The following is a 23,714-nucleotide window of genomic DNA, read 5'->3' as shown; positions in this document are numbered from 1 at the left end:
TGTGCCAAAATAGCAGGTTGATAGTCATTCTTTTTGCTGTCGCTATTGATTTGCGAGTCTCTATCAAGGCCGGTAAATCAATAGTTATAGATACAATCGCGGAGCAATTGTCCATGCAGGATCGCAATTTCGATGATATTGCCGAGAAATTCTCGCGCAATATCTACGGCACGACGAAGGGAATGATCCGTCAGGCGGTGGTGTGGCAAGATATCACCGGGCTGTTAGCGCAGTTGCCGCAACGCCCGTTACGGATTTTAGATGCAGGTGGTGGTGAAGGGCATATGGCTTGTCAACTGGCGGAATTGGGTCATCAGGTTCTATTATGTGACCTGTCCGCTGAGATGATCCAACGTGCAAAAGTGGCCGCTCAGGAAAAAGGTGTGAGCCACAACATGCAATTTGTACAAAGTGCAGCCCAGGACATCACCCAACATTTGGAACAGCCCGTTGATCTGATATTGTTCCATGCGGTTTTAGAATGGATTGCAGAGCCACAGCAAGTTCTGCAAATACTTTTTAATGCGTTAAACCCAGGTGGCGCATTGTCATTGATGTTTTTCAATGCCAATGGGTTAGTGATGCGTAATGCGGTATTAGGTAACTTTCAGTTGGCGATACCGGGCCTCAAAAGGCGTCGGCAGCGCTCGTTATCACCGCAATACCCGTTAGACCCGCCGACGGTATACGGTTGGCTTGAGCAAATGGGTTTATCCATTAGCGGTAAGACAGGAGTACGGGTGTTTCACGATTACATGAAAAATAAACAGCAACAAGTCGATGAGTTTGCTGAATTATTGGCGTTGGAACAGCGCTATTGCCGGCAGGAGCCCTTTATCAGTTTGGGGCGCTACGTGCATGTCATGGCGTTTAAGCCGAATCTGAAGGACCCATTATGAGTGAATTTTCCCAGACAGTACCCGAACTGGTCGCCTGGGCGCGAAAAAATGATTTTTCGATTACTCTGCCAACAGAGCGTCTGGCCTTTCTTATGGCTATTGCCACCTTAAATGGTGAGCGGCTGGACGGCGAAATGAGCGAAGGCGAGTTAGTTGATGCATTTCGTCACGTCAGTAAAGGGTTTGAACAGACCACCGAAACCGTGGCAGTGCGCGCCAATAATGCCATTAATGATATGGTGCGCCAGCGCTTGCTCAACCGCTTTACCAGTGAGTTGGCTGATGGTAATGCTATTTACCGCCTGACTCCATTGGGCATTGGTATCACAGATTATTATATCCGTCAGCGCGAGTTCTCCACTCTGCGGTTGTCGATGCAGTTGTCGATTGTGGCGCAAGAGCTGCAACGGGCGGCAGAAGCGGCAGAAGAGGGCGGTGATGAATTCCACTGGCATCGTAATGTCTTTGCCCCGCTTAAATATTCAGTCGCTGAAATCTTTGACAGTATCGACATGACCCAGCGCCTGATGGACGAGCAGCAGCATAGTGTTAAAGAAGATATCGCGGCGCTGTTGAATCAAGATTGGCGTGCTGCCATTGCCAGCTGCGAAATGTTGCTGTCAGAAACCTCCGGTACACTCAGAGAACTGCAAGATACGCTGGAAGCGGCCGGTGATAAGCTTCAGGCGAATTTATTGCGCATTCAAGAAGCCACCATCGGCAATGCGGGCTTGGATTTGGTTGATAAACTGGTCTTTGATTTACAAAGTAAACTTGACCGCATTATCAGTTGGGGCCAGCACTCTATTGACCTGTGGATTGGTTATGACCGCCACGTGCACAAGTTTATCCGTACTGCGATTGATATGGATAAAAATCGGGTATTCGCCCAGCGCTTGCGCCAGTCAGTGCAAAATTATTTTGATAGCCCTTGGGCCTTGACCTACGCCAATGCCGATCGCTTGCTGGATATGCGCGATGAAGAGCTGTCACTGCGTAGTGAAGAAGTCACCGGAGAACTGCCACCGGACCTGGAATTTGAAGAGTTTAATGCTATCCGTGAGCAATTAGCCGCCCTGATTGAACAAGCATTGCTGGTGTATCAGCAGAAAAAACTGCCGCTCAATTTGGGGGAAGTCATGCGCGATTACCTCGCGCAATATCCGCGTGCTCGTCATTTTGACGTGGCTCGTATCCTGGTCGACCAGGCAGTTCGCCTTGGTGTGGCCGAAGCCGATTTCTCAGGGTTACCCGCTGAATGGCTGGCAATCAATGATTACGGAGCCAAGGTGCAGGCACATGTCATCAACAAATATTGAAGTAGTAATGCCGGTTAAACTGGCTCAAGCATTGGCCAACTCCTTGTTTCCGGCACTGGATAGTCAGCTACGTGCTGGCCGTCATATCGGGCTTGATGAGCTGGATAACCATGCTTTCCTGATGGATTTTCAGGAGCAACTGGAAGAGTTTTATACCCGCTATAATGTGGAATTAATTCGTGCGCCGGAAGGTTTCTTCTATCTGCGCCCTCGTTCAACCACGTTAATCCCGCGCTCGGTGTTATCTGAGCTGGATATGATGGTCGGCAAAATTCTTTGTTATCTGTATCTCAGCCCGGAACGTCTGGCTCATGAAGGGATTTTCGCCCAGCACGAGTTGTACGAAGAGCTGCTGAGTCTGGCCGATGAGAGCAAATTGCTGAAGTTTGTTAATCAGCGCTCAACCGGTTCGGATTTGGATAAACAGAAATTGCAGGAAAAAGTGCGAACCTCACTCAACCGGCTGCGCCGTTTGGGTATGATTTACTTTATGGGCAATGACAGTAGCAAGTTTCGTATCACGGAGGCGGTATTCCGCTTTGGTGCCGATGTGCGCAGCGGTGATGATCCACGAGAAGCTCAATTGCGTATGATCCGGGATGGCGAAGCCATGGCGGTCGAAAATAGTCTGTCACTCCATGATGAAAGCGATGAAAGCGACATCACCATGGGCAATGCAACGGACAGTGCAGAGGATGAACAGGAATGATTGAACGCGGTAAATTTCGCTCACTGACCTTAGTTAACTGGAATGGTTTTTTTGCCCGAACATTTGATCTTGATGAACTGGTTACTACCTTATCCGGTGGTAACGGGGCCGGTAAATCTACCGCCATGGCCGCTTTTGTCACAGCATTGATTCCAGATTTAACCTTGCTGCACTTCCGTAACACCACCGAAGCCGGGGCCACCAGTGGCTCGCGCGATAAAGGCTTGCACGGTAAATTGCGCGCCGGAGTGTGTTACTCCACGTTAGATGTGGTCAACTCTCGCCACCAACGGGTGGTTGTCGGGGTGCGACTGCAACAAGTGGCCGGGCGCGATCGCAAAGTTGATATCAAACCTTTTACTATTCAAGGGCTTCCGACGGTAATTCAACCCACACAGATCCTCACCGAAGTGGTGGACGAGCGTCAGGCGCGGGTGTTGTCCTTGCCAGAGCTGAAAGAACGCGTTGAAGCCATGGAAGGGGTGCAGTTTAAGCAATTTAACTCCATCACCGATTACCACTCGCTGATGTTTGATTTGGGTGTGATCCCCAAACGGCTGCGCTCTTCAACTGATCGCAGTAAATTCTATCGTTTGATTGAAGCGTCACTGTACGGCGGTATTTCCAGCGCCATTACCCGCTCATTACGCGATTATTTATTGCCAGAAAACAGCGGCGTCCGCAAAGCATTCCAGGATATGGAGGCGGCGTTGCGCGAAAATCGCATGACGCTGGAAGCTATCCGTGTCACCCAATCCGACCGTGACCTGTTTAAGCATCTCATTTCCGAAGCAACTTCCTATGTCGCCGCTGACTATATGCGCCATGCTAATGAGCGGCGTATTCATCTCGATGGCGCTTTGGTCTTGCGCCGCGATTTACTGGGCAGCCGCAAACAACTGGTGACCGAGCAGTATCGCCATGTCGAAATGTCCCGTGAATTGGCCGAGCAAAGTGCTGCTGAATCTGATCTCGAGACTGATTATCAAGCTGCCAGTGACCATCTCAGTCTGGTGCAAACCGCGATGCGCCAGCAGGAAAAAATCGAGCGCTACCAAAGTGATTTGGAAGAGCTGACTTACCGGCTGGAAGAGCAAAATGAAGTTGTTGCTGAGGCCAGCGAGCAACAGGCTGATAACGAAGCCCGTGCCGAAGCCGCAGAGCTGGAAGTGGATGAGCTGAAAAGTCAGTTGGCTGATTATCAGCAAGCGCTGGATGTACAGCAAACCCGCGCCATTCAATATCAGCAAGCATTACAAGCATTGGAGCGCGCCCGTGCGCTGTGCCAATTACCTGAATTAACGGCCGATAATGCTGAAGATTGGCTGGAAACTTTCCAGGCCAAAGAGCAGGAAGCGACCGAATCTTTATTGCAACTTGAGCAAAAACTGAGTGTTGCAGATGCCGCCCACAGCCAATTTGAGCAAGCTTATCAGTTGGTGGTGACCATCGCCGGTGAGGTCAGCCGCAGTGAAGCTTGGCAAACCGCGCGCGAATTATTACGTGACTGGCCGTCGCAGCAACATTTGGCCGAGCGGGTTCAGCCCTTGCGCATGCGCCTGTCCGAGCTTGAGCAGCGTTTACGTGCCCAGCAAGATGCCGAGCGTTTATTGCAAGAGTTTTGCAAACGTCAGGGGCAAGCTTATCAGCCGGAAGAATTGGAAGAGTTGCAGCGTGAGCTGGAATCACAGATTGAAGAACTTTCTCTCAGTGTCAGTGATGCTGGTGAGCGGCGGATGGAAATGCGCCAGGAACTCGAGCAACTGAAGCAGAAAATTCAGGAATTGACGGCGCGAGCTCCAGTATGGTTGGCGGCACAAGATGCTCTGAGCCAATTGAGTGATCAGAGCGGTGAAGCGCTGGAAGACAGCCGCCAAGTGACTGAATATATGCAACAGTTGCTAGAGCGTGAGCGCGAAACCACCGTCGAACGCGATGAAGTGGCGGCAACTAAACGGGCGATTGATGCACAAATTGAGCGCCTGAGTCAGCCAAGTGGCGCTGAAGATTCGCGGATGATTGCATTGGCCGAGCGCTTTGGCGGCGTGCTGTTATCCGAGATTTATGATGATGTCACGCTCGACGATGCGCCCTATTTCTCCGCGCTGTATGGCCCGTCTCGCCACGGTATCGTGGTGCCGGATTTATCATTAGTTCGTGACCAATTGGCTGGATTGGAAGATTGCCCGGAAGATTTATATCTCATCGAGGGTGACCCGCAGTCATTTGATGACAGTGTCTTTGCCGTCGAAGAACTGGATAAAGCGGTGGTGGTGAAAATTGCCGATCGCCAATGGCGCTATTCTCGCTATCCGGAAGTGCCGCTGTTTGGTCGTGCTGCCCGTGAAAACCGGCTAGAAGCGCTGTACCAAGAGCGTGATAGTCTGGCGGAGCGCTATGCGACACTGTCGTTTGATGTGCAGAAAACCCAGCGTTTGCATCAGGCATTCAGCCGGTTTATTGGTTCTCATCTGGGTGTGGCATTCGATTCTGATCCAGAAGCTGAAATTCGGTTGTTAAATACTCGCCGTGGTGAAATCGAGCGCGCACTGAATGCGCACGAAGACCAAAATCAACAGCAGCGCCAGCAATTCGAACAAGCTAAAGAGGGTATTTCAGCTCTTAACCGTTTGATTCCATTGGTGTCATTGCTGCTTGATGACAGCCTGACAGATCGCGTCGAAGAAATCACTGAAGAGCTAGCTGAAGCACAAGAGGCCGCCCGCCATATTCAGAAACACGGCGCTTCTTTGACCAAGCTTGAACCGCTGCTGGCGGTGCTACAAAGTGACCCGCAGCAACACGAACAGTTGCAGAAAAACTATACTCAGGCGCAAAACAGCCAGCGCCAGGCTAAGCAGCAAGCTTTCGCCTTGACGGAAGTTGTGCAGCGGCGTGCCCACTTTAGCTATACCGATTCTGCGGGGATGCTGACTGAAAACTCCTCTCTGAACGATAAACTGCGCCAGCGCTTAGAACAAGCCGAAGCAGAGCGTACGCGCGCGCGCGAGCAGTTGCGTCAATATCAGGCGCAGTTTACTCAATACAATCAAGTGCTGGCGTCATTGAAAAGTTCTTATGATGCCAAACGTGACATGCTCAAAGAGCTGAGTCAGGAGCTGGTGGATATTGGCGTTCAGGCGGATGCTAATGCCGAAGCCCGCGCCCGCACGCGCCGCGATGAATTGCATGCTGCATTGAGCACCAACCGCTCACGGCGCAATCAGTTGGAAAAACAGCTGACTTTCTGTGAAGCCGAGATGGACAGCTTGCAGAAGAAATTACGCAAGCTGGAGCGCGATTATCACCAAATTCGCGAGCAGGTCGTTAATGCTAAAGCGGGCTGGTGTGCCGTGATGCGGATGGTGAAAGACAATGGTGTCGAGCGCCGCTTACATCGTCGTGAATTGGCCTATATGGATGGCGATGAGCTGCGTTCTATGTCGGATAAGGCGCTGGGGGCATTGCGTCTGGCGGTGGCTGATAATGAGCATTTGCGCGATGTGCTGCGCATGTCGGAAGATCCCAAACGGCCTGAGCGCAAAATTCAGTTCTATATTGCGGTATATCAGCATCTACGCGAGCGTATTCGCCAGGATATCATCCGCACTGATGACCCGGTCGAAGCCATTGAACAAATGGAGATTGAACTCGGCCGGCTGACCGAAGAACTGACCGCCCGTGAACAGAAGCTGGCGATCAGTTCGAAAAGCGTGTCGAATATCATCCGTAAAACCATTCAACGCGAACAGAACCGTATTCGGATGCTGAATCAGGGCCTGCAAGCGGTGTCATTTGGTCAGGTCAAAAGTGTGCGGCTAAATGTGAATGTGCGCGAAGCCCATGCGACCTTGCTTGATGTGTTATCCGAACAGCAAGAACAGCATCAGGATTTGTTCAACAGTAACCGCCTGACCTTCTCTGAAGCGCTGGCAAAACTGTATCAGCGCCTAAACCCACAAATGGATATGGGGCAGCGTTTGCCGCAAACCATTGGTGAAGAGTTACTTGATTACCGTAACTATTTAGAGCTGGAAGTTGAAGTTAACCGCGGTGCAGATGGCTGGTTACGGGCCGAGAGTGGCGCATTGTCAACCGGTGAGGCTATCGGTACCGGGATGTCTATTCTGGTGATGGTGGTACAGAGCTGGGAAGAAGAATCTCGCCGTTTACGCGGTAAAGATATTTCACCTTGCCGCTTATTGTTCCTGGATGAAGCTGCGCGTCTGGATGCGAAATCTATCGCAACATTATTTGAACTGTGCGAGCGGCTGGAAATGCAATTAATTATTGCCGCTCCAGAAAATATCAGTCCAGAAAAAGGGACGACTTATAAACTGGTGCGAAAAGTCTTCCAAAATCATGAGCATGTACACGTAGTGGGCTTACGCGGTTTTGCCAATGAAATACCGACTTTGCCACAGATATCTGCTGAACAATGATATTTCGGTTAATTTTCGCACAATAAAGACGTAATAATAATTAATTCCATCCAATGGCCGCCTAGCGGCCATTTTTATTTGTTGCGACATTTGAGGGTTATATTTTATAACCGAAGAAAATCTGTTAGCGTAAGGTTAATGGCTAATTTAGATTATTATCTACTGAGTAGCATTTCTGTTTATATAATAATACCCAAAGATAGTGGTGGTGTTGTCAACGGCCGATGTTGTCAACGACCGAATCGGGTAACGAGAGCCGCTAACCTACTGCGACTTCAGGGAAGAAAGGTAACGACAAACTATGACGTACTTAGATAAGCATACCGGGGGCATAGAATGTCGGTAGAGAAAAGAAATCCGCGACCTGTATTAGCGTTATATTGCGCTGTGATTTGTAGCGTAATGCCCGTATTTACAGCATCGGCCACAGTGCCGATGATGCCTGTTGATTCATCTTCAGCGCAAAAATCACCGCCACAAAGCATGTCGGTCGCACAAAGCCGCTCTCAATTATTGGCAGTGTTACCGAAAACTATCACGCCGTTCTATTCTTCTGAATTAGCCGTGCTCTATGCTGCCAATAATATGCAGCCAATGTGGCAAGACCAGACTGCTGTCCAGCATTTCCAGCAACAATTAGCGGAAGTGGCTCTCTCCGGTATTCAGCCGCAATTTATGCAATGGGTGAAATGGCTCAGTGATCCTGCTATTACCGGCTTGGCTCGCGACGTTATTCTGTCCGATGCCATGTTAGGTTATTTGCACTTTATCTCAGGCGTTGGTGCAAATGGTAGCGTCTGGCTCTACAACAATGTGCCGTACAAGATGGCGATGCCACCGGCGACGATTTTAAATCGCTGGCAACAAGCTGTACACGAGGGGAACACCGCGCTTTATCTGGCATCTCTGGCACCTCAACATCCTCAATATGAGAAAATGCGTCTGGCGCTGAAACAGATGCTGGCAGACCGGCGTCCGTGGCCACAAATGGCCAATGGCCCGAGTTTACGTCCAGGGCAGTTAAGCGACGATATTCCAGCGCTGCGGGAGATTCTCGACAGAACCGGCATGTTGCACCCGGTGGCGTCTACACCAGTGCACACCCCGGAGGTTATCCCGGCTGATAATCCTGCGGTCGCGGTTGTTAATGATGACCTCTCGGTTGATGAAGAGAAAAACCGTGCTCAGGCCCACAGTTTGGTGGTTAGCCCATCAGCAGCCCCGGTTGCAGACACTCCCGCTAGCGAAGGGGTAGTTGCGCCATCTGCGGCACCACTGGCCGCGACTGTCACGGTAACTGACAATGTCTATACGCCAGAGCTAATGGAAGCCGTCAAACGGTTCCAACAGTGGCATGGTTTGAGTGATGATGGCGTTATCGGTGCCCGTACTCGCGAATGGTTGAATGTTTCTCCACAAACACGGGCGACATTATTAGCCTTAAATATTCAGCGCTTACGCATTTTGCCGGGGCGGGTGGATAACGGCATCATGGTTAACATTCCAAACTATTCGCTGAATTATTATAAGAATGGTGCCGAGGTGCTTTCGTCACGCGTGATTGTCGGCCGCCCAAGCCGTAAAACGCCGTTGATGAGCAGCGCGTTGAATAATGTAGTGGTTAACCCGCCGTGGAATGTGCCGACCTCTCTGGTGCGCCAGGATATCGTGCCGAAAGCGCGTTACGATTCCAGTTATTTCCAGCGCCATGGCTATACGGTATTGTCCGGTTGGAGCAATGATGCCGAAGTTGTCGACCCGTCAATGATTGACTGGAGCATGATTTCACCGAATAACTTCCCATATCGCCTGCGTCAGGCACCGGGTGCCAGCAATTCATTAGGGCGGTTCAAGTTCAATATGCCAAGCTCTGATGCTATCTATTTGCATGACACGCCGAACCATGGTTTGTTCCAGAAAGATATTCGGGCCTTAAGCTCGGGCTGTGTTCGCGTGAATAAAGCGTCTGATTTAGCCAATATGTTGTTGCAGGATGCGGGTTGGAATGATGCTCGTGTTTCCTCGACCCTGAAAAAAGGGGACACCACTTATGTCAACATTCGCCAACGTATTCCGGTGCAACTGTATTATCTGACGGCATGGGTGGCTGAAGATGGTAAACCACAGTTTAGAACAGATATTTACAATTATGATATGACGGTGAGATCCGGTTCACAAATCGCTCATCAAGCTGAACTTTTGCTGCAATAAATGCAGTAAAACTCAATAACTAATGGTCTCAATATCAGGTTGTCTTGTGGGCGCTTCTAAACGGGCGCCCTATAAACCTGGACTAAACGCACAGTGAATGCGTACCGAATGCGGGTTGACTGGTTTTCCGTAGACGGTTATGGTTCGGGACGGTACATATATACCCAAAGTTATTGGAGTTGCAGCCAGCCAACACAGCCGTGGCTCCAAGCCATGAGGGGACAGTACTTACTTTTGACATTCTTGCCGGGTATTAACAGAGATCATGGATAAAATTGATAATCATCGCCGTAAATGGCTAGCGTTAGGCGGGGTAGCGCTCGGGATGTCGCTACTCCCAGGGCAAGCATTTGCTACCCTTTCAACTCCTCGCCCACGCATTTTGACCCTGAATAACCTGAATACAGGTGAGTCCATAAAAGCCGAGTTCTTTGACGGTCGAAACTATAATAAAGATGAACTTTCCCGTTTAAATCATTTATTCCGCGACTACCGAGCTAACAAAGTAAAAAGCATCGATCCCCGCCTATTTGACCAGCTATACCGCCTACAAGGCCTTCTTGGCACCACTAAACCGGTGCAGCTGATTTCTGGCTACCGTTCACTGGATACCAATAATGAACTGCGTGAGCGGAGCCGCGGTGTGGCCAAACATAGCTACCACACTAAAGGGCAGGCGATGGATTTCCATATTCAAGGTATTCAATTGAGCAATATCCGCAAAGCGGCATTAAAAATGCGTGCAGGTGGTGTAGGATATTACCCTCGCAGTAATTTTGTGCATATTGATACTGGGCCAATACGAACCTGGTAATATACCCGTCGCCCTTCAAGATACAGGGGTGTTGGCTGCCCTTGCTCACCCCAGTCACTTAGCTATCTAAGCTTCTGGGGATTTGCTCGGTTGCCGCCTACCTGCATCTTGAAGTAACTTGGGTATCCGCATTTTTATGCCAATGCTTTGAATCTATCCAGTGCATTGGGGGAGCTCTATGAAATATCAAATTATTCCAGTGACGGCCTTTAGTCAGAATTGCACACTGATCTGGTGTGAAGAAACAGGGCTAGCTGCTCTAGTGGATCCCGGTGGTGAAGCTGCCAAGATAATTGCTGAAGTCGCCCGTCAGGGTGTTAAGGTCAGCCAGATTTTGTTGACTCACGGTCATCTGGATCATGTGGGTGCTGCTGCTGAATTAGCTGCACATTTTCAGGTGCCTATCTATGGCCCAGAAAAAGAAGATACGTTTTGGTTAGAAGGATTACCCGCTCAAAGCAGAATGTTTGGGCTGAGTGAGTGTGAAGCTTTCACCCCAACTCGTTGGCTGGAAGAAGGGGATACAATGACGGTGGGCGCAATAGAATTATCAGTATTGCATTGCCCAGGGCATACCCCAGGCCATATTGTTTTCATCGATCAAAAAGATCGTTTGGCATTAGTTGGGGATGTTATTTTTAATGGTGGTGTGGGACGCAGTGATTTTCCACGGGGTGACCATCAGCAATTGATTCATTCTATCCGAACCAAATTATTGCCTTTGGGTGACAATATCACATTCATTCCGGGCCATGGCCCGATGTCTACGTTAGGGCATGAGCGGCAGACCAATCCGTTTATACGTGAAGAACCTGCTGTTTGGTAAGAATGGCAACTTAGTGCGATATAACACTGAGTATCAGATAGCGTCAGATCAAGGAGGGCACCGTGAGGTGCCTTTCTTATATTAGATTTAATTTTTTGTTAAAGTATTTTGTGAACTCTTAATCAGCTATTTATAAATACGACGAACATAATTATGGGGTTCATAAAATTAGCATGACCCTATAATATTCATAAGGCGTAACATAACAGAGAAATATACCCTAGCGACTTCGAGGTGCAGGTAGGCGGCAACTGAGTGAACCTCTTGGAGCTTACACAAGTAAGTGATTGGGGTGAGCAAAGGTAGCCAACACTCCTGCGTCTTGAGGGCACAGGTATAGAACTGATATTGACCCGCCACGACCTTTACTGCCGTTTTAAGTTCGTCATATTATGAGCGCCTTTCAATGGAATCTACTATGCCATTTCGTCGTTTCAGAGTGAATAAATTCCTGTCCCGGCTCGGTTTTTCTTCTATGGTATTATTGCTATTTCTGCTGTTGGGCGCTGTTGTGATTTATGCGCAAACAAAAGCTAATATGCATCAAGATGCTCAAGCCAAGTTATTACAGGGTAGAGAACGTTTCGACCAAATATTTAATAACTTGCAGCATGCTGCTACCCAGGTGGAAACAGGGCTGGGAAAACCTTGTTTACAAGTTGTGCAGAACTTACGCGATCAAGTTGTCTTTATACCGGATGTGCGTTCAGTTTCTTTGGCAAAAAACACGACTATTTATTGTTCTTCAATATATGGTCCAATTTCCGAGCAATTCTATTTAGATGCATTTGTTGATGGGCAATTAGAATTAATGTCGGGTAATGATGTAACTCCTGATCGTGCTTTGATGGTTTATCGGCAAGCTCGAGGGGATTACAGCATTCTGGTCGCTGTTGATGGTTATTATTTACGCAGTATTCTTAATTTATTGAGCGGCGATATCGCATTGCAACTGAGAGTTGGCGATAAATGGATGGATGCGATCGGAATGGTGCATTCAGGTCATCCGACGAATAAAGGCGAACCTTTATACTTGGCCTCAGAAAGATATGCTTATTCATTAAGCACTGCACTTTCTCATCAACAATATTGGGCTTATGCTTGGCAATACGCTCAAGGCAGTTTAATTTTCTTCATATTAATGAGTATTGGCTCGGCGGCACTTGTTTTCTGGTTGTCAGGAAGGGCATCATCACCCACTCAGGTATTAAAACAAGCATTAGAAAATAATGAATTTATTCCTTATATGCAGCCGATTGTCAGCGGTAAGAGGCAATGCTGGGTGGGGTGTGAAGTTTTAATGCGTTGGCAGCATCCAGAGCAGGGATTAATTCAACCAAATCATTTCATTCCTATGGCGGAGGACAGTGAACTTATCGAGCCGATGACGCGTGCTATTATGCAGCAGGTTAGCACAAAGTTTGCGCCTTACGTCAATCAATTACCCGAAGGGTTCCACTTTGGTTTTAATATTAGCGCCAATCATTGCCGTGATCTCAGTCTGGTAGATGACTGCCGTAATTTCATTCAGGCTTTTGGCGGTAATAAAATTAATATCATGCTGGAATTAACTGAACGAAAATTGATTGTTGCAGATGAGATTACAGATAAATTATTTGCCGAACTTCATGCTTTAGGTGTTTATATTGCCATTGATGACTTTGGTACCGGGCATTCGAGCCTAACTTATTTGCAGAAATTTAAAGTCGACTTTCTCAAGATTGATCAAAGTTTTGTCGGGATGATTGGTTCAGATGCTTTGTCGAGCCACATAGTGGGGAATGTCATCGATCTCGCAACTCGGCTGGGATTGCAAACTATTGCCGAGGGAGTCGAAAACGAAACTCAAATGCGTTATTTACAGGCCCATAATGTGGATTATCTACAAGGATATATGTATGGACGACCTATGCCAATGAACGAATTTGCCAAATATTTGTTCCGTTAAGATTATAGGCAGGAGAATAAAAAAGGGTGCCTCTAAGGCACCCTTTTTAAGGCCGGTCGCGGAGGCTTAATTAGAGCACCGCAACGATAGCTTCACACAATGGCGCCATATTGTCTGGCGTCATACCGGCAACGTTAACGCGACCAGAATTTACGGCATAAACAGCAAACTCATTACGCAGACGCAGAACTTGTTCTTTGGTCAGGCCACTGAACGAGAACATACCATTCTGGTTTATGATAAAGCTGAAATCTTGCTTAGCGCCTTTTTCCTGCAAAGTATTAACAAACAACTGACGCATACGGTGAATGCGTTGGCGCATATCAGTCAGTTCTTGTTCCCAAATAGCACGCAGCGCTGGGTTACTCAAAATGGTGGCAACCACAGAGGCACCGTGAGCTGGTGGATTGGAATAGTTAGCGCGGATAACGGCTTTCACTTGGCTGAAAGCGATATCAGCGACTTCACTGTTTGCGGCAACAATAGTACAAGCCCCGACACGCTCATTGTACAAACCGAAGTTTTTGGAATAAGAGCTGCAAACAATCAATTCTTGATGTGTCGCGGCAAAAATTCGCAGGCCTTGGGCATCTTCTTCCAAACCTTTAGCAAAACCTTGATAAGCAAAGTCAAACAGTGGTAACCAACCTTTAGCAACTGAAAGTTCGGCTAATTGGCTCCACTGGGCTTCTGTTGGGTCAATCCCTGTTGGGTTGTGACAGCAACCATGGAACAGCACTACGTCACCAGCCTGGGCTTCTGACAGGCTATTTAACAACCCATCGAAGTCCAGCGCATGATTGGCTGCGTCATAATATGCATATTCAACGACTTCCAGCCCAGCAGCGGCGAAGATATTTTTATGATTTGGCCAGCTTGGATTACTGACCCAGACACGTTTGGCGCTGGTTTGATGGGCAATGAAATCAGCGGCGATACGCAAACCACCAGTACCACCAGGGGTTTGAGCGGTACGCGCACGTTTATCAGCAATAATTGCGCTATCGGCCCCGAACAACAGTTCCTGAGTACAACTGGCGAAAACGGGCAGGCCATCAATACCCAGATAGTTCTTGGTGACTTCATTTTCCAGTAAATACTGTTCAGCTTTCTTTACGCTGGTCAGCACCGGCGTTTTCCCGGTTTCGTCTTTGTAGACCCCGATCCCGAGGTTAATTTTATGAGAGCGGTCATCCGCGCGGAAAATATCGGTCAGACCCAGAATAGGGTCGGCAGGTGCGGCAGTGATTTTTTCAAACATTTCAGAGATTTCCATGGCTTAGCTTTAAGCAAACAGAACTACCAGAGTAGCGCCAGTTGCGGCCTTTGCCAACCGTTTGCAATAAAAAGAAATGAATGTTGTGAGGCGAGGGGATTCAGGGTGAAAAATCGGCAAAATAACGCTTTCTACAGCGCAATCTCCCTGGATTAATCAAGGGTAAAAATGTTAGCCAAGCATAAAAACAAAAAGACAGAGCCGAGGTCCTGTCTTTTTTAACTTAGGTCAGCAGATAAACTGCTTGATTAAGTTTAACTTAGAACTGGTATACCAAGCCAACACCAACAACGTCATCAGTGTTCAGACCGTTAGTACGAGTGAAATCATTCTCGTCCAACAAGTTGATTTTGTAATCAACATAGGTAGACATGTTTTTGTTGAAGTAGTAGTAAGAACCAACAGAAACATATTTCAACAGATCTTGGTTATCGCGAGTCGCGTTAAGATCTTTGCCTTTAGACTGAACGTAGCCTAAAGATGGACGCAGACCGAAGTCGAACTGATATTGTGCAGTGATTTCAATGTCACGAGTCTTGTTAGCGATAGTATCGTTAGCATCGCCGTACGGAGTCATGTTCTGAGTTTCAGCATACATTACAGCCAAGTATACGTTGTTTGCGTCATATTTAGCACCAACGTTCCATGCCTGAGCTTTATCGCCTTCAGCAGTACTGAAACGTTTTTGTTGATCAGTACGGTTTGAAGAAGAGAAACCAGCACCGAAGTTCACGCCGTAACCGATATCATAAGTAGAAGAAATACCGAAGCCGTCGCCATTCTGATCTTTCAGGTTGCTGTAAGTAGTGCTGGTTACATTACCAAGTGCATCAGTTGTTTCAACAATACCGTTACGACCATCTTCATTTTTGCCTTGGTATTGCAGAGCAAAGTTCAGACCATCAACCAGACCGAAGAAGTTAGTGTTACGGTAAGTTGCCAGGCCAGTAGAACGGCCAGTCATGTAGTTGTCAGAGTTGGAGATTGAATCACCACCGAACACTGGCAGCATGTCAGTCCATGCGTTGACATCATAGATTACGCCGTAGTTACGGCCGTAGTCGAATGAACCGAATTCAGCAAATTTCAGACCAGCAAAGCCCAGACGGGTTTTGTTGCCTTTGTCGCCTTGGGATTCAGCGTGGTTAGCCTGAATGTTGTATTCCCACTGGCCGTAACCGGTCAGTTGGTCAGTAATTTGGGTTTCACCTTTGAAGCCGAAACGAACATAAGATTCGTCGCCGTCTTGGCCTTTGTTATCAGAGAACTGGTGACGGGCGTCAACTTTACCGTACAGGTCAAGTTTGTTGCCGTCTTTGTTGTAGATTTCTGCTGCATTAGCTGCACCAGCTACTAACAGTGCAGGGATTACTACTGCAAGAATATTGCGCTTCATCATTATTATTACCCTCATTGGTGTTATTCGGACACCTGCCACTGCCGCCAATAATTTTTTTGGAACTATTGTTGAGAGTTTGGTGTCGTCTGTGTCTGAACGCAGTGTTCCATTCACGGGGGTTATAATCCAGACCGAAAATGCTACCAATTACCTGAATATGTTTCATAGGGATACTATGTGTTACTAAATGTAAATTTCAGGGAACTTTGTGACTTAGATCGAACTTTAAAAAATGACAAAAGCCAGCAGAGCTGGCTTTTATTTATACAAAATCACATTTTTTTCTAAATGACGAACTTAGAAACTGGCATTTCTCGGCGTACGTGGGAATGGAATCACATCGCGAACGTTTTGAACTCCAGTCACATAGGAGATCAAACGCTCAAATCCAAGGCCAAAACCTGAATGTGGTACAGTGCCATAGCGACGCAGATCACGATACCACCAATAATCTTCTTTATTGAGGCCCATTTCTGCCAGACGTGCATCCAACACATCTAAACGCTCTTCACGTTGTGAACCACCGATAATCTCACCAATGCCAGGGGCGAGGACATCCATCGCTGCCACGGTTTTACCATCTTCATTCATACGCATATAGAAAGCTTTGATATCTTTCGGATAGTTTTTGACCACTACCGGCGCTTTAAAGTGTTGCTCAGCTAAGTAACGCTCATGCTCAGAAGACAAATCAATGCCCCAAGAGACATCATTTTCAAATTTCTGACCTGATGCCAATAAAATCTCAATAGCATCGGTGTAGTCAACCTGAGCAAAGTCAGAGGTGACAAAACGCTGTAAGCGATCGACCGCATCTTTATCGACACGCTCGGCAAAGAACTTCATATCATCAGCGCGTTCGTTCAATACCGCCTGGAAAACGTATTTCAACATTTTCTCGGCCAGTGCGGCGACATCATCCAATGAGGCGAAAGCAACTTCAGGTTCAACCATCCAGAATTCGGCTAAATGGCGGCTGGTATTGGAGTTTTCAGCACGGAAAGTCGGGCCGAAAGTGTAAACTTTGGATAACGCACTGGCGTAGGTTTCACCGTTTAGCTGGCCGGATACCGTAAGGAAAGCTTCTTTACCGAAGAAATCCTCACTGAAATCAACAGCGCCAGTATCTGTGCGCGGCAGATTTTCCAGATCTAATGTGGAAACACGGAACATTTCACCGGCACCTTCAGTATCTGAAGCGGTGATAAGTGGGGTTGAAACCCAGAAATAACCGTTCTCATCGAAGAAACGGTGAATGGCTTGTGCCAAAGTATGACGAACGCGAGCAACTGCGCCGATCAGGTTAGTCCGCGGGCGCAAGTGAGCGACTTCACGCAAGTATTCGATACTATGACGTTTTGCTGCCATTGGATAAGTATCAGGGTCATCAACCCAACCGACGACTTTGATAGCGGTGGCCTGAATTTCAAAACTCTGCCCTTCACCTGGTGATGCAACCACAGTGCCAGTGACTTCTACTGAGCAGCCGGTAGTTAAATGCAATACTTCGTCCTGATAATTAGGCAAAGTATTATTCACGACGGCCTGTAACGGGTCAAAGCAGGAACCGTCATAAACGGCAACGAAGGAGATACCCGCTTTAGAATCTCTCCGGGTACGCACCCAACCGCGTACGGTGACTTCACTGTCAACCGCAGCACGGCCTTGCAGTACGTCGACTACAGGCACTACGCTCATAGATTTCTCTCTTTAATAGTTTTGATAAATAGTTAACAACCCAACAAAATGGGGATATTGCTATGTTACTTGCGACAGTGCAGGACACAAGTAGAAATCACCCGTTCAGTGCAACATTTCTATAAATATACCCGTCATACTTCAAACTGCATTTGCGTTGGCTGCACTCAATCACCTGAATCACTTACTCGAGTAAGCTCATCGGGACTCACTTGCTTGCCGCCTTCCTGCAATCTGAATTATCTTGGGTATAAAGACGGCACAAACTGAGAAATGATTGAATCGCGAAATACGGAAGAGTAAAGAGGGGCAAAAAGTACCAGTTTAATTGGGCCGGGCAAGCATCAGCCGCCCGGCATTCAGGTATTAACTGGCTTTCTTGACCAAAGGGAGGGCGAATGCTTCACGCAATTCATCAACAAATGCTGGGTCATGACAAATAGTTTTCCCCGGGCTATCGGAGAGTTTCGCCACCGGTTTGCCGTTACACTCCACCAGCTTAATAACAATATTCAGTGGCTTGACGCCGGGAATATCACAGGTTAAACGCGTTCCAATACCGAATACCAATTTAATCCGTTGGTAAAAATGGCGGTACAGCGACAGTGCTTTTTCCAAGTCTAAATTATCCGAGAACACCAATGTTTTGCTCATTGGGTCAATGCCCAGTTTTTTATAATGGGCGATAGCTTTTTCACCCCATTCGACCGGATCACCCGAGTCATGGCGTAATCCCTGATAGCGAGTAGCGAATGTTTCATCAAAATCACGCAGGAATGCATCCATAGTAATACAGTCTGTTAATGCCACGCCAAGTTGGTTTGGATACTCATCTAACCAGATTTGCAATGCTACGCGCTGGCTGTTGGCCAGAACCGGGCTAATTTGTTGGTGGGCCTGGAACCATTCATGAGCCTGAGTGCCTACCGGAGCTAAAGACAACTTCCGTGCTAAATCATAGTTACTGGTGCCGACAAAGTAGGGAAACTCATCTTTTAATTCGCTGACAATGGCGTGCTGAACCTCGCGGGAAAAACGGCGCCGCGTGCCAAAATCCATTAACTTGAAGTGAGTTATGTCGATATCAGCACTGAGCGCTTTAAATTGCTGAAGTTTGCTGCGCAACTGTGTAATCGCCTGGTCAGCAGTGACAAGCTCGGAGCGGCGGCGATGGACAATCTCACTGATTACCGCTAATAGCGGCACTTCCCACAGAATTGTTTCGCACCATAACCCGGTAATCCGAATGTCTAATTTGCCACCATTATCAGATACGCTGACTTGTTCGGGATTAAAACGAAAGCTATGTAACCAATTTAAATAATCATTTTTAAAAAAGGGTAAGCCGGAGAGATAGAGATACTCATCATCGCTCAGTGTTAATTGGCTCATCAATGTTATCTGATGGCGGATTTCGTCGGCATATTCGCCCAGCAGCTCATCACCACGGCAGCGGAATTCAGCGGCAACGGTAATATGGCGATAACGATGGAACACTGCTTGTTGCATATGAAGCTTATAAGCATCCGTATCAAGCAATGAAGTCAAAATCGGTGAGGCGTCTTGGGTCATGGCGCTGTATAGCATCCTCGTAGGAGCATTTTCCACAGTATGAATGTCGCGGAAGTATACCGGTATTATCCTGTTATTGAAGCCTCATCACACCATAAATGCTAATCAGAGGTCTAGGATTAAACGTGCCATTAGCGATGAAAAAAGTTTTTTGCTAAATGTTCAATCCAATTAAGGTCAGTTTTTTAGCTATTTAGATAATAAAGAGAAAGTTGTATTAAAATAGTAGGGTTATTCACTGAATATAATATCCGCAATAATATTGCACATATTCTGAGTGATTCTTAAACAGTTAGGCAGTTTTTACCCTAGATAACGTCTACCCGAGGTTTTATCTGGGCTCAATGCAATAAGACAATAACCTTGCGAAGCGGCTCGAAAAAGTGGCATTCAATGCTTTATTTGCCTCAATAGCACTGGCTCTCACCTAGGTTTTTTTCACAATTGTGATACATTGAAAAGACTATCTGAGTCCAGGATGAAGTCACTGATAGCGGTGCTTTGAACCTGATTTTATGAGCCAAAACGGCCATAAATATAGACTTGATAATCATATTCACTGATGACGTCAAAAGGGTTTCTATGACACAACAGCCGCAAGCTAAATACCGTCACGATTACAAATCACCGGATTACACTATTACCGATATCGACCTAGACTTTGCCCTCGATGCGCAAAAGACGACGGTGACGGCGGTGAGTAAGGTAAAACGTCAGGCAGCAGACGCGACGCCGTTGGTTTTGGATGGTGAAGATTTAACGCTCATCAGTATCAGCGTTGATGGGCAAGCATGGCCCCATTACCATTTACAGGAAAATTCACTGGTTATTGAGCAATTACCCGCGAATTTTACACTGACTATCGTGAATGATATTCATCCGGCGACCAACAGTGCACTTGAAGGGTTATATCTTTCTGGTAATGCATTATGCACACAATGTGAAGCCGAAGGTTTCCGCCACATTACCTATTATTTGGATCGCCCTGACGTGTTGGCGCGTTTTACCACCCGCATCGTCGCGGATAAATCACTTTATCCTTATTTGCTCTCCAACGGGAATCGTGTGGGGCAGGGAGATCTGGATAATGGTCGGCATTGGGTTAAATGGGAAGACCCATTTCCGAAACCTTGCTACCTGTTTGCCTTGGTCGCGGGCGATTTTGATGTCTTGCGAGATAAGTTTATAACGCGCTCAGGCCGTGAAGTTGCATTAGAGCTTTTTGTTGATCGCGGTAATTTGGATCGTGCTGACTGGGCAATGACCTCATTGAAGAACTCCATGAAATGGGATGAAACCCGTTTTGGCCTGGAATATGACCTCGACATCTATATGATTGTGGCGGTTGATTTCTTCAATATGGGTGCTATGGAAAATAAAGGGTTGAATGTATTCAACTCAAAATATGTTCTGGCAAAAGCAGAAACGGCGACAGATAAAGACTATCTGAACATTGAAGCCGTTATCGGTCATGAATATTTCCATAACTGGACAGGTAACCGAGTTACTTGCCGTGATTGGTTCCAATTAAGCTTGAAAGAAGGGTTAACGGTATTCCGTGATCAAGAATTCAGTTCCGATTTGGGCTCACGCTCGGTTAATCGTATTGAAAACGTCCGTGTGATGCGTTCGGCGCAATTTGCTGAAGATGCCAGTCCAATGGCTCATGCGATTCGTCCAGATAAAGTCATCGAGATGAACAATTTCTACACCTTGACGGTGTACGAGAAAGGGTCAGAAGTCATCCGGATGATGCATACTTTACTGGGGGAACAACAGTTCCAAGCGGGTATGCAACTCTATTTCGAACGCCATGATGGCAGTGCGGCGACCTGTGATGATTTCGTACAGGCAATGGAAGATGCATCTAATGTCGACTTGTCTTTATTCCGCCGCTGGTATAGTCAATCGGGTACACCGATACTGACGATACGTGATGATTATGATGCTGAAAATCAGCAATATCATCTGCATGTTAGTCAGAAAACATTGCCAACCGCCGATCAGCCGGAAAAACTGCCATTACATATCCCATTGGATATTGAGCTTTATGACAGTAAAGGCAATGTGATTGAGTTGCAGAGAAATGGTTTGCCGGTTCATCATGTTCTGAATGTCACAGAAGCCGAGCAAACCTTTACTTTTGATAATGTTGAACACCCCCCCATTCCGTCTCTATTGCGTGAATTTTCCGCGCCAGTCAAACTGGATTACACCTACAGTGACCAGCAACTGACTTTCTTGATGCAGCATGCGCGTAATGAATTCTCGCGCTGGGATGCGGCACAAAGTTTGCTGGCAACTTATATCAAGCTCAATGTTGCTAAATACCAGCAAAAACAGCCGTTGAGTTTACCTAATCATGTGGCTGATGCTTTCCGCGCAATATTGCTTGATGAAAATCTTGATCCTGCTTTAGCAGCACAGATCCTGACATTGCCATCAGAAAATGAAATTGCAGAGTTGTTCACCACTATCGATCCGCAAGCTATCAGTGCGGTGCATGAAGCCATTACCCGTTGTCTGGCAAATGAACTGTCTGATGAATTATTGGCTGTCTATGTGGCGAATATCACCCCTGAATATCGTATTGAACACACTGATATCGCCAAGCGGGCATTGCGCAATATTTGTCTGAGTTACCTGGCCTTTGCGGATGAAGAATTTGCCAACAAGCTTGTTTCTTCCCAATATCATCAGGCAGATAATATGACTGATTCGCTGGCGGCGCTGGCAGCCGCTGTTGCTGCACAGTTACCTTGTCGCGATGAGTTACTGGCGGCCTTTGATGTACGCTGGAATCATGATGGTTTGGTGATGGATAAATGGTTTGCTCTGCAAGCAACCAGCCCAGCGGTTGATGTTCTGGCGCAAGTGCGCGGTTTACTTACACACCCCGCCTTTAGTTTGAGTAATCCAAACCGTACTCGCTCGCTCATTGGTAGTTTTGCTTCCGGCAACCCAGCAGCATTCCATGCCACTGACGGCAGCGGTTATCAATTCTTGGTAGAAATACTCAGTGATTTGAATACCCGAAATCCACAGGTTGCTGCTCGTTTGATTGAGCCATTGATTCGTTTGAAGCGCTATGATTCAGGGCGTCAAACTCTGATGCGTCAGGCCCTGGAACAATTGAAAACATTGGATAATTTATCTGGTGACTTATACGAGAAGATAACCAGAGCATTAGCGGCATAAGTCGGTTATTTGCAAAAGTAAATAATTTGTGAAAATTATTGTTTAAATAGATAGAGGGCATAACGGCCCTCTATTTTTTATCCTTACAATTGTTAACACCAGAGTAACATCAGAGAGCAAGGTCTTTGCATGGCTTTACTTCGCAAACGTTTACTTTCCTGAAAGATGAATTTACCATTCCAGCATCAAAGGCTAGTCACCGCCCGCTCAGGAGATTACATGTATTATCCACTTGTCAAAAAAGCACTTTTTCAGCTTGATCCAGAACGTGCACACGAACTCACTTTTCGCCAGTTAAAACGCGTTACCGGCACACCACTTCAATTCTTGATTCGGCAATCAGTGCCAACCAAACCAGTAAGCTGCATGGGGCTGTCATTCAAAAATCCATTAGGCTTAGCTGCGGGTTTGGATAAAGATGGCGAGTGTATTGATGCTCTGGGCGCGATGGGGTTTGGTTTTATTGAAGTCGGGACAGTAACACCACGACCACAGTCTGGAAATGATAAACCAAGATTGTTTAGAGTCGTCGAGGCCGAAGGTTTGATCAACCGCATGGGATTTAATAATCACGGGGTTGATAACTTAATTGAAAACGTTAAGAAATCACATTTCGGCGGTATTTTAGGTATTAATATCGGCAAGAATAAAGATACGCCGGTAGAGCAAGGTAAAGAAGATTACTTGATTTGCATGGATAAAATTTATCCTTATGCCGGTTATATTGCGATTAATATTTCATCGCCTAATACCCCAGGATTACGATCTTTGCAGTATGGTGAAGCACTGGATGATTTGTTGGCAGCAATTAAAAATAAACAAACTGAATTACATCAGCGGCATCATAAGTATGTTCCTGTCGCAGTTAAGATCGCGCCGGATCTTACTGAAGAGGAATTGATCCAAATAGCGGATAGTTTGGTTCGCCATAATATAGATGGTGTTATTGCTACTAATACCACATTAGATCGTTCTCTTATTCAGGGTTTAAATTATTGCGAACAAGCTGGTGGATTAAGTGGCCGTCCATTGCAATTACGCAGCACTGAAGTGATTCGTCGTTTATCGCAAGAGCTACAAGGTCGGTTACCTATTATCGGCGTCGGTGGAATTGACTCGGTCATTGCTGCGCGGGAAAAAATGGCTGCGGGTGCTTCATTGATTCAAATTTATTCCGGGTTTATCTTCCGTGGGCCAAGTTTGATTAAGAATATCATTACTCATATCTAATTATTTATCTTCTTTACTTGTCTGGGGGTTTATTTATTCCCCCAGCTCGTCTATATTTTATCCCTATAGATTAAATATACATCAAAAGCCTTATATGATTTAGTGCAATTAGATGGGTGAGAGCTCAGTTATTGAGTCAATAATGTTGGCGAGCCTGGCGGGAAGGATAAAAT

The 23,714-nt window shown here is 46.9% G+C and carries 14 protein-coding genes; 10 read left to right on the top strand and 4 right to left on the bottom strand.

Annotated elements, in window-relative coordinates:
- Window positions 1-113: 113 nt before the first annotated feature.
- The 8 genes from cmoM (at window position 114) to DXZ79_RS12620 (ending at window position 13,168) form a co-directional block, all read left to right on the top strand.
- On the top strand, window positions 114-899 hold the full coding sequence (gene cmoM, locus DXZ79_RS12655) for a tRNA uridine 5-oxyacetic acid(34) methyltransferase CmoM (RefSeq protein WP_038632124.1): 786 nt from the start codon (window positions 114-116) through the stop codon (window positions 897-899).
- A complete protein-coding gene (mukF, locus tag DXZ79_RS12650) occupies window positions 896-2,218 on the top strand; it encodes a chromosome partition protein MukF (protein ID WP_038632126.1) in 1,323 nt (440 codons plus the stop codon). The genes cmoM and mukF overlap by 4 nt, the downstream gene beginning before the upstream one ends.
- Entirely contained in the window at window positions 2,199-2,927 is a 729-nt protein-coding gene (gene mukE / locus DXZ79_RS12645; protein WP_038632128.1) for a chromosome partition protein MukE, read from the top strand. The genes mukF and mukE overlap by 20 nt, the downstream gene beginning before the upstream one ends.
- Complete coding sequence (gene mukB / locus DXZ79_RS12640) at window positions 2,924-7,369, top strand: chromosome partition protein MukB (protein ID WP_120011309.1); 4,446 nt, start codon at window positions 2,924-2,926, stop codon at window positions 7,367-7,369. Before mukE ends, mukB begins: the two co-directional genes overlap by 4 nt.
- 336 nt (window positions 7,370-7,705) lie before the next feature.
- A complete protein-coding gene (gene ldtD / locus DXZ79_RS12635) occupies window positions 7,706-9,580 on the top strand; it encodes a L,D-transpeptidase (protein WP_050291289.1) in 1,875 nt (624 codons plus the stop codon).
- A 265-nt stretch (window positions 9,581-9,845) separates the two neighbouring features.
- Entirely contained in the window at window positions 9,846-10,394 is a 549-nt protein-coding gene (mepK, locus tag DXZ79_RS12630) for a peptidoglycan L,D-endopeptidase MepK (RefSeq protein WP_038632133.1), read from the top strand.
- Between the two features lie 178 nt (window positions 10,395-10,572).
- Window positions 10,573-11,220 carry an MBL fold metallo-hydrolase gene (locus DXZ79_RS12625; protein WP_120011308.1) on the top strand — a complete coding sequence of 216 codons (648 nt, stop codon included), beginning with the start codon at window positions 10,573-10,575 and terminating at the stop codon, window positions 11,218-11,220.
- Window positions 11,221-11,638: 418 nt separating this feature from the next.
- Window positions 11,639-13,168, top strand: a complete 1,530-nt coding sequence (locus DXZ79_RS12620) for an EAL domain-containing protein (protein WP_038632137.1) — start codon at window positions 11,639-11,641, stop codon at window positions 13,166-13,168.
- A 70-nt stretch (window positions 13,169-13,238) separates the two neighbouring features.
- On the opposite strand, the gene DXZ79_RS12615 is transcribed toward DXZ79_RS12620, so the two are convergent.
- From DXZ79_RS12615 to pncB, 4 genes are all read right to left on the bottom strand, one after another.
- Window positions 13,239-14,429, bottom strand: a complete 1,191-nt coding sequence (locus DXZ79_RS12615) for an amino acid aminotransferase (protein ID WP_038632139.1) — start codon at window positions 14,427-14,429, stop codon at window positions 13,239-13,241.
- 274 nt (window positions 14,430-14,703) lie between these two features.
- On the bottom strand, window positions 14,704-15,840 hold the full coding sequence (ompF, locus tag DXZ79_RS12610; protein ID WP_162928777.1) for a porin OmpF: 1,137 nt from the start codon (window positions 15,838-15,840) through the stop codon (window positions 14,704-14,706).
- 300 nt (window positions 15,841-16,140) lie between these two features.
- Entirely contained in the window at window positions 16,141-17,541 is a 1,401-nt protein-coding gene (gene asnS, locus DXZ79_RS12605) for an asparagine--tRNA ligase (RefSeq protein ID WP_038632143.1), read from the bottom strand.
- Between the two features lie 366 nt (window positions 17,542-17,907).
- The gene (gene pncB / locus DXZ79_RS12600; RefSeq protein ID WP_120011307.1) at window positions 17,908-19,113 is read right to left on the bottom strand and encodes a nicotinate phosphoribosyltransferase; all 1,206 of its coding nucleotides are present in this window, start codon (window positions 19,111-19,113) and stop codon (window positions 17,908-17,910) included.
- A 582-nt stretch (window positions 19,114-19,695) separates the two neighbouring features.
- Between pncB and pepN the strand changes: the two genes are divergently transcribed.
- Together pepN and pyrD are read left to right on the top strand one after the other, a co-directional pair.
- Window positions 19,696-22,311 (top strand): aminopeptidase N, encoded by a 2,616-nt coding sequence (gene pepN, locus DXZ79_RS12595; RefSeq protein ID WP_038632147.1) that lies wholly within the window; start codon window positions 19,696-19,698, stop codon window positions 22,309-22,311.
- Between the two features lie 219 nt (window positions 22,312-22,530).
- Window positions 22,531-23,541, top strand: a complete 1,011-nt coding sequence (pyrD, locus tag DXZ79_RS12590) for a quinone-dependent dihydroorotate dehydrogenase (protein WP_038632149.1) — start codon at window positions 22,531-22,533, stop codon at window positions 23,539-23,541.
- Window positions 23,542-23,714: the final 173 nt, after the last annotated feature.

Source organism: Yersinia rochesterensis (assembly GCF_003600645.1).
GTDB lineage: Bacteria > Pseudomonadota > Gammaproteobacteria > Enterobacterales > Enterobacteriaceae > Yersinia > Yersinia rochesterensis.
This window is presented reverse-complemented; position numbering and strand designations above follow the sequence as displayed.

Excerpts from the sequence above, each read along its gene's own strand:
- cmoM (WP_038632124.1), top strand. The coding sequence starts at position 114 with ATGCAGGATCGCAATTTCGATGATATTGCCGAGAAATTCTCGCGCAAT.
- mukF (WP_038632126.1), top strand. The coding sequence starts at position 896 with ATGAGTGAATTTTCCCAGACAGTACCCGAACTGGTCGCCTGGGCGCGA.
- mukE (WP_038632128.1), top strand. The coding sequence starts at position 2,199 with ATGTCATCAACAAATATTGAAGTAGTAATGCCGGTTAAACTGGCTCAA.
- mukB (WP_120011309.1), top strand. The coding sequence starts at position 2,924 with ATGATTGAACGCGGTAAATTTCGCTCACTGACCTTAGTTAACTGGAAT.
- ldtD (WP_050291289.1), top strand. The coding sequence starts at position 7,706 with ATGTCGGTAGAGAAAAGAAATCCGCGACCTGTATTAGCGTTATATTGC.
- mepK (WP_038632133.1), top strand. The coding sequence starts at position 9,846 with ATGGATAAAATTGATAATCATCGCCGTAAATGGCTAGCGTTAGGCGGG.
- DXZ79_RS12625 (WP_120011308.1), top strand. The coding sequence starts at position 10,573 with ATGAAATATCAAATTATTCCAGTGACGGCCTTTAGTCAGAATTGCACA.
- DXZ79_RS12620 (WP_038632137.1), top strand. The coding sequence starts at position 11,639 with ATGCCATTTCGTCGTTTCAGAGTGAATAAATTCCTGTCCCGGCTCGGT.
- DXZ79_RS12615 (WP_038632139.1), bottom strand. The coding sequence starts at position 14,429 with ATGTTTGAAAAAATCACTGCCGCACCTGCCGACCCTATTCTGGGTCTG.
- ompF (WP_162928777.1), bottom strand. The coding sequence starts at position 15,840 with ATGAAGCGCAATATTCTTGCAGTAGTAATCCCTGCACTGTTAGTAGCT.
- asnS (WP_038632143.1), bottom strand. The coding sequence starts at position 17,541 with ATGAGCGTAGTGCCTGTAGTCGACGTACTGCAAGGCCGTGCTGCGGTT.
- pncB (WP_120011307.1), bottom strand. The coding sequence starts at position 19,113 with ATGACCCAAGACGCCTCACCGATTTTGACTTCATTGCTTGATACGGAT.
- pepN (WP_038632147.1), top strand. The coding sequence starts at position 19,696 with ATGACACAACAGCCGCAAGCTAAATACCGTCACGATTACAAATCACCG.
- pyrD (WP_038632149.1), top strand. The coding sequence starts at position 22,531 with ATGTATTATCCACTTGTCAAAAAAGCACTTTTTCAGCTTGATCCAGAA.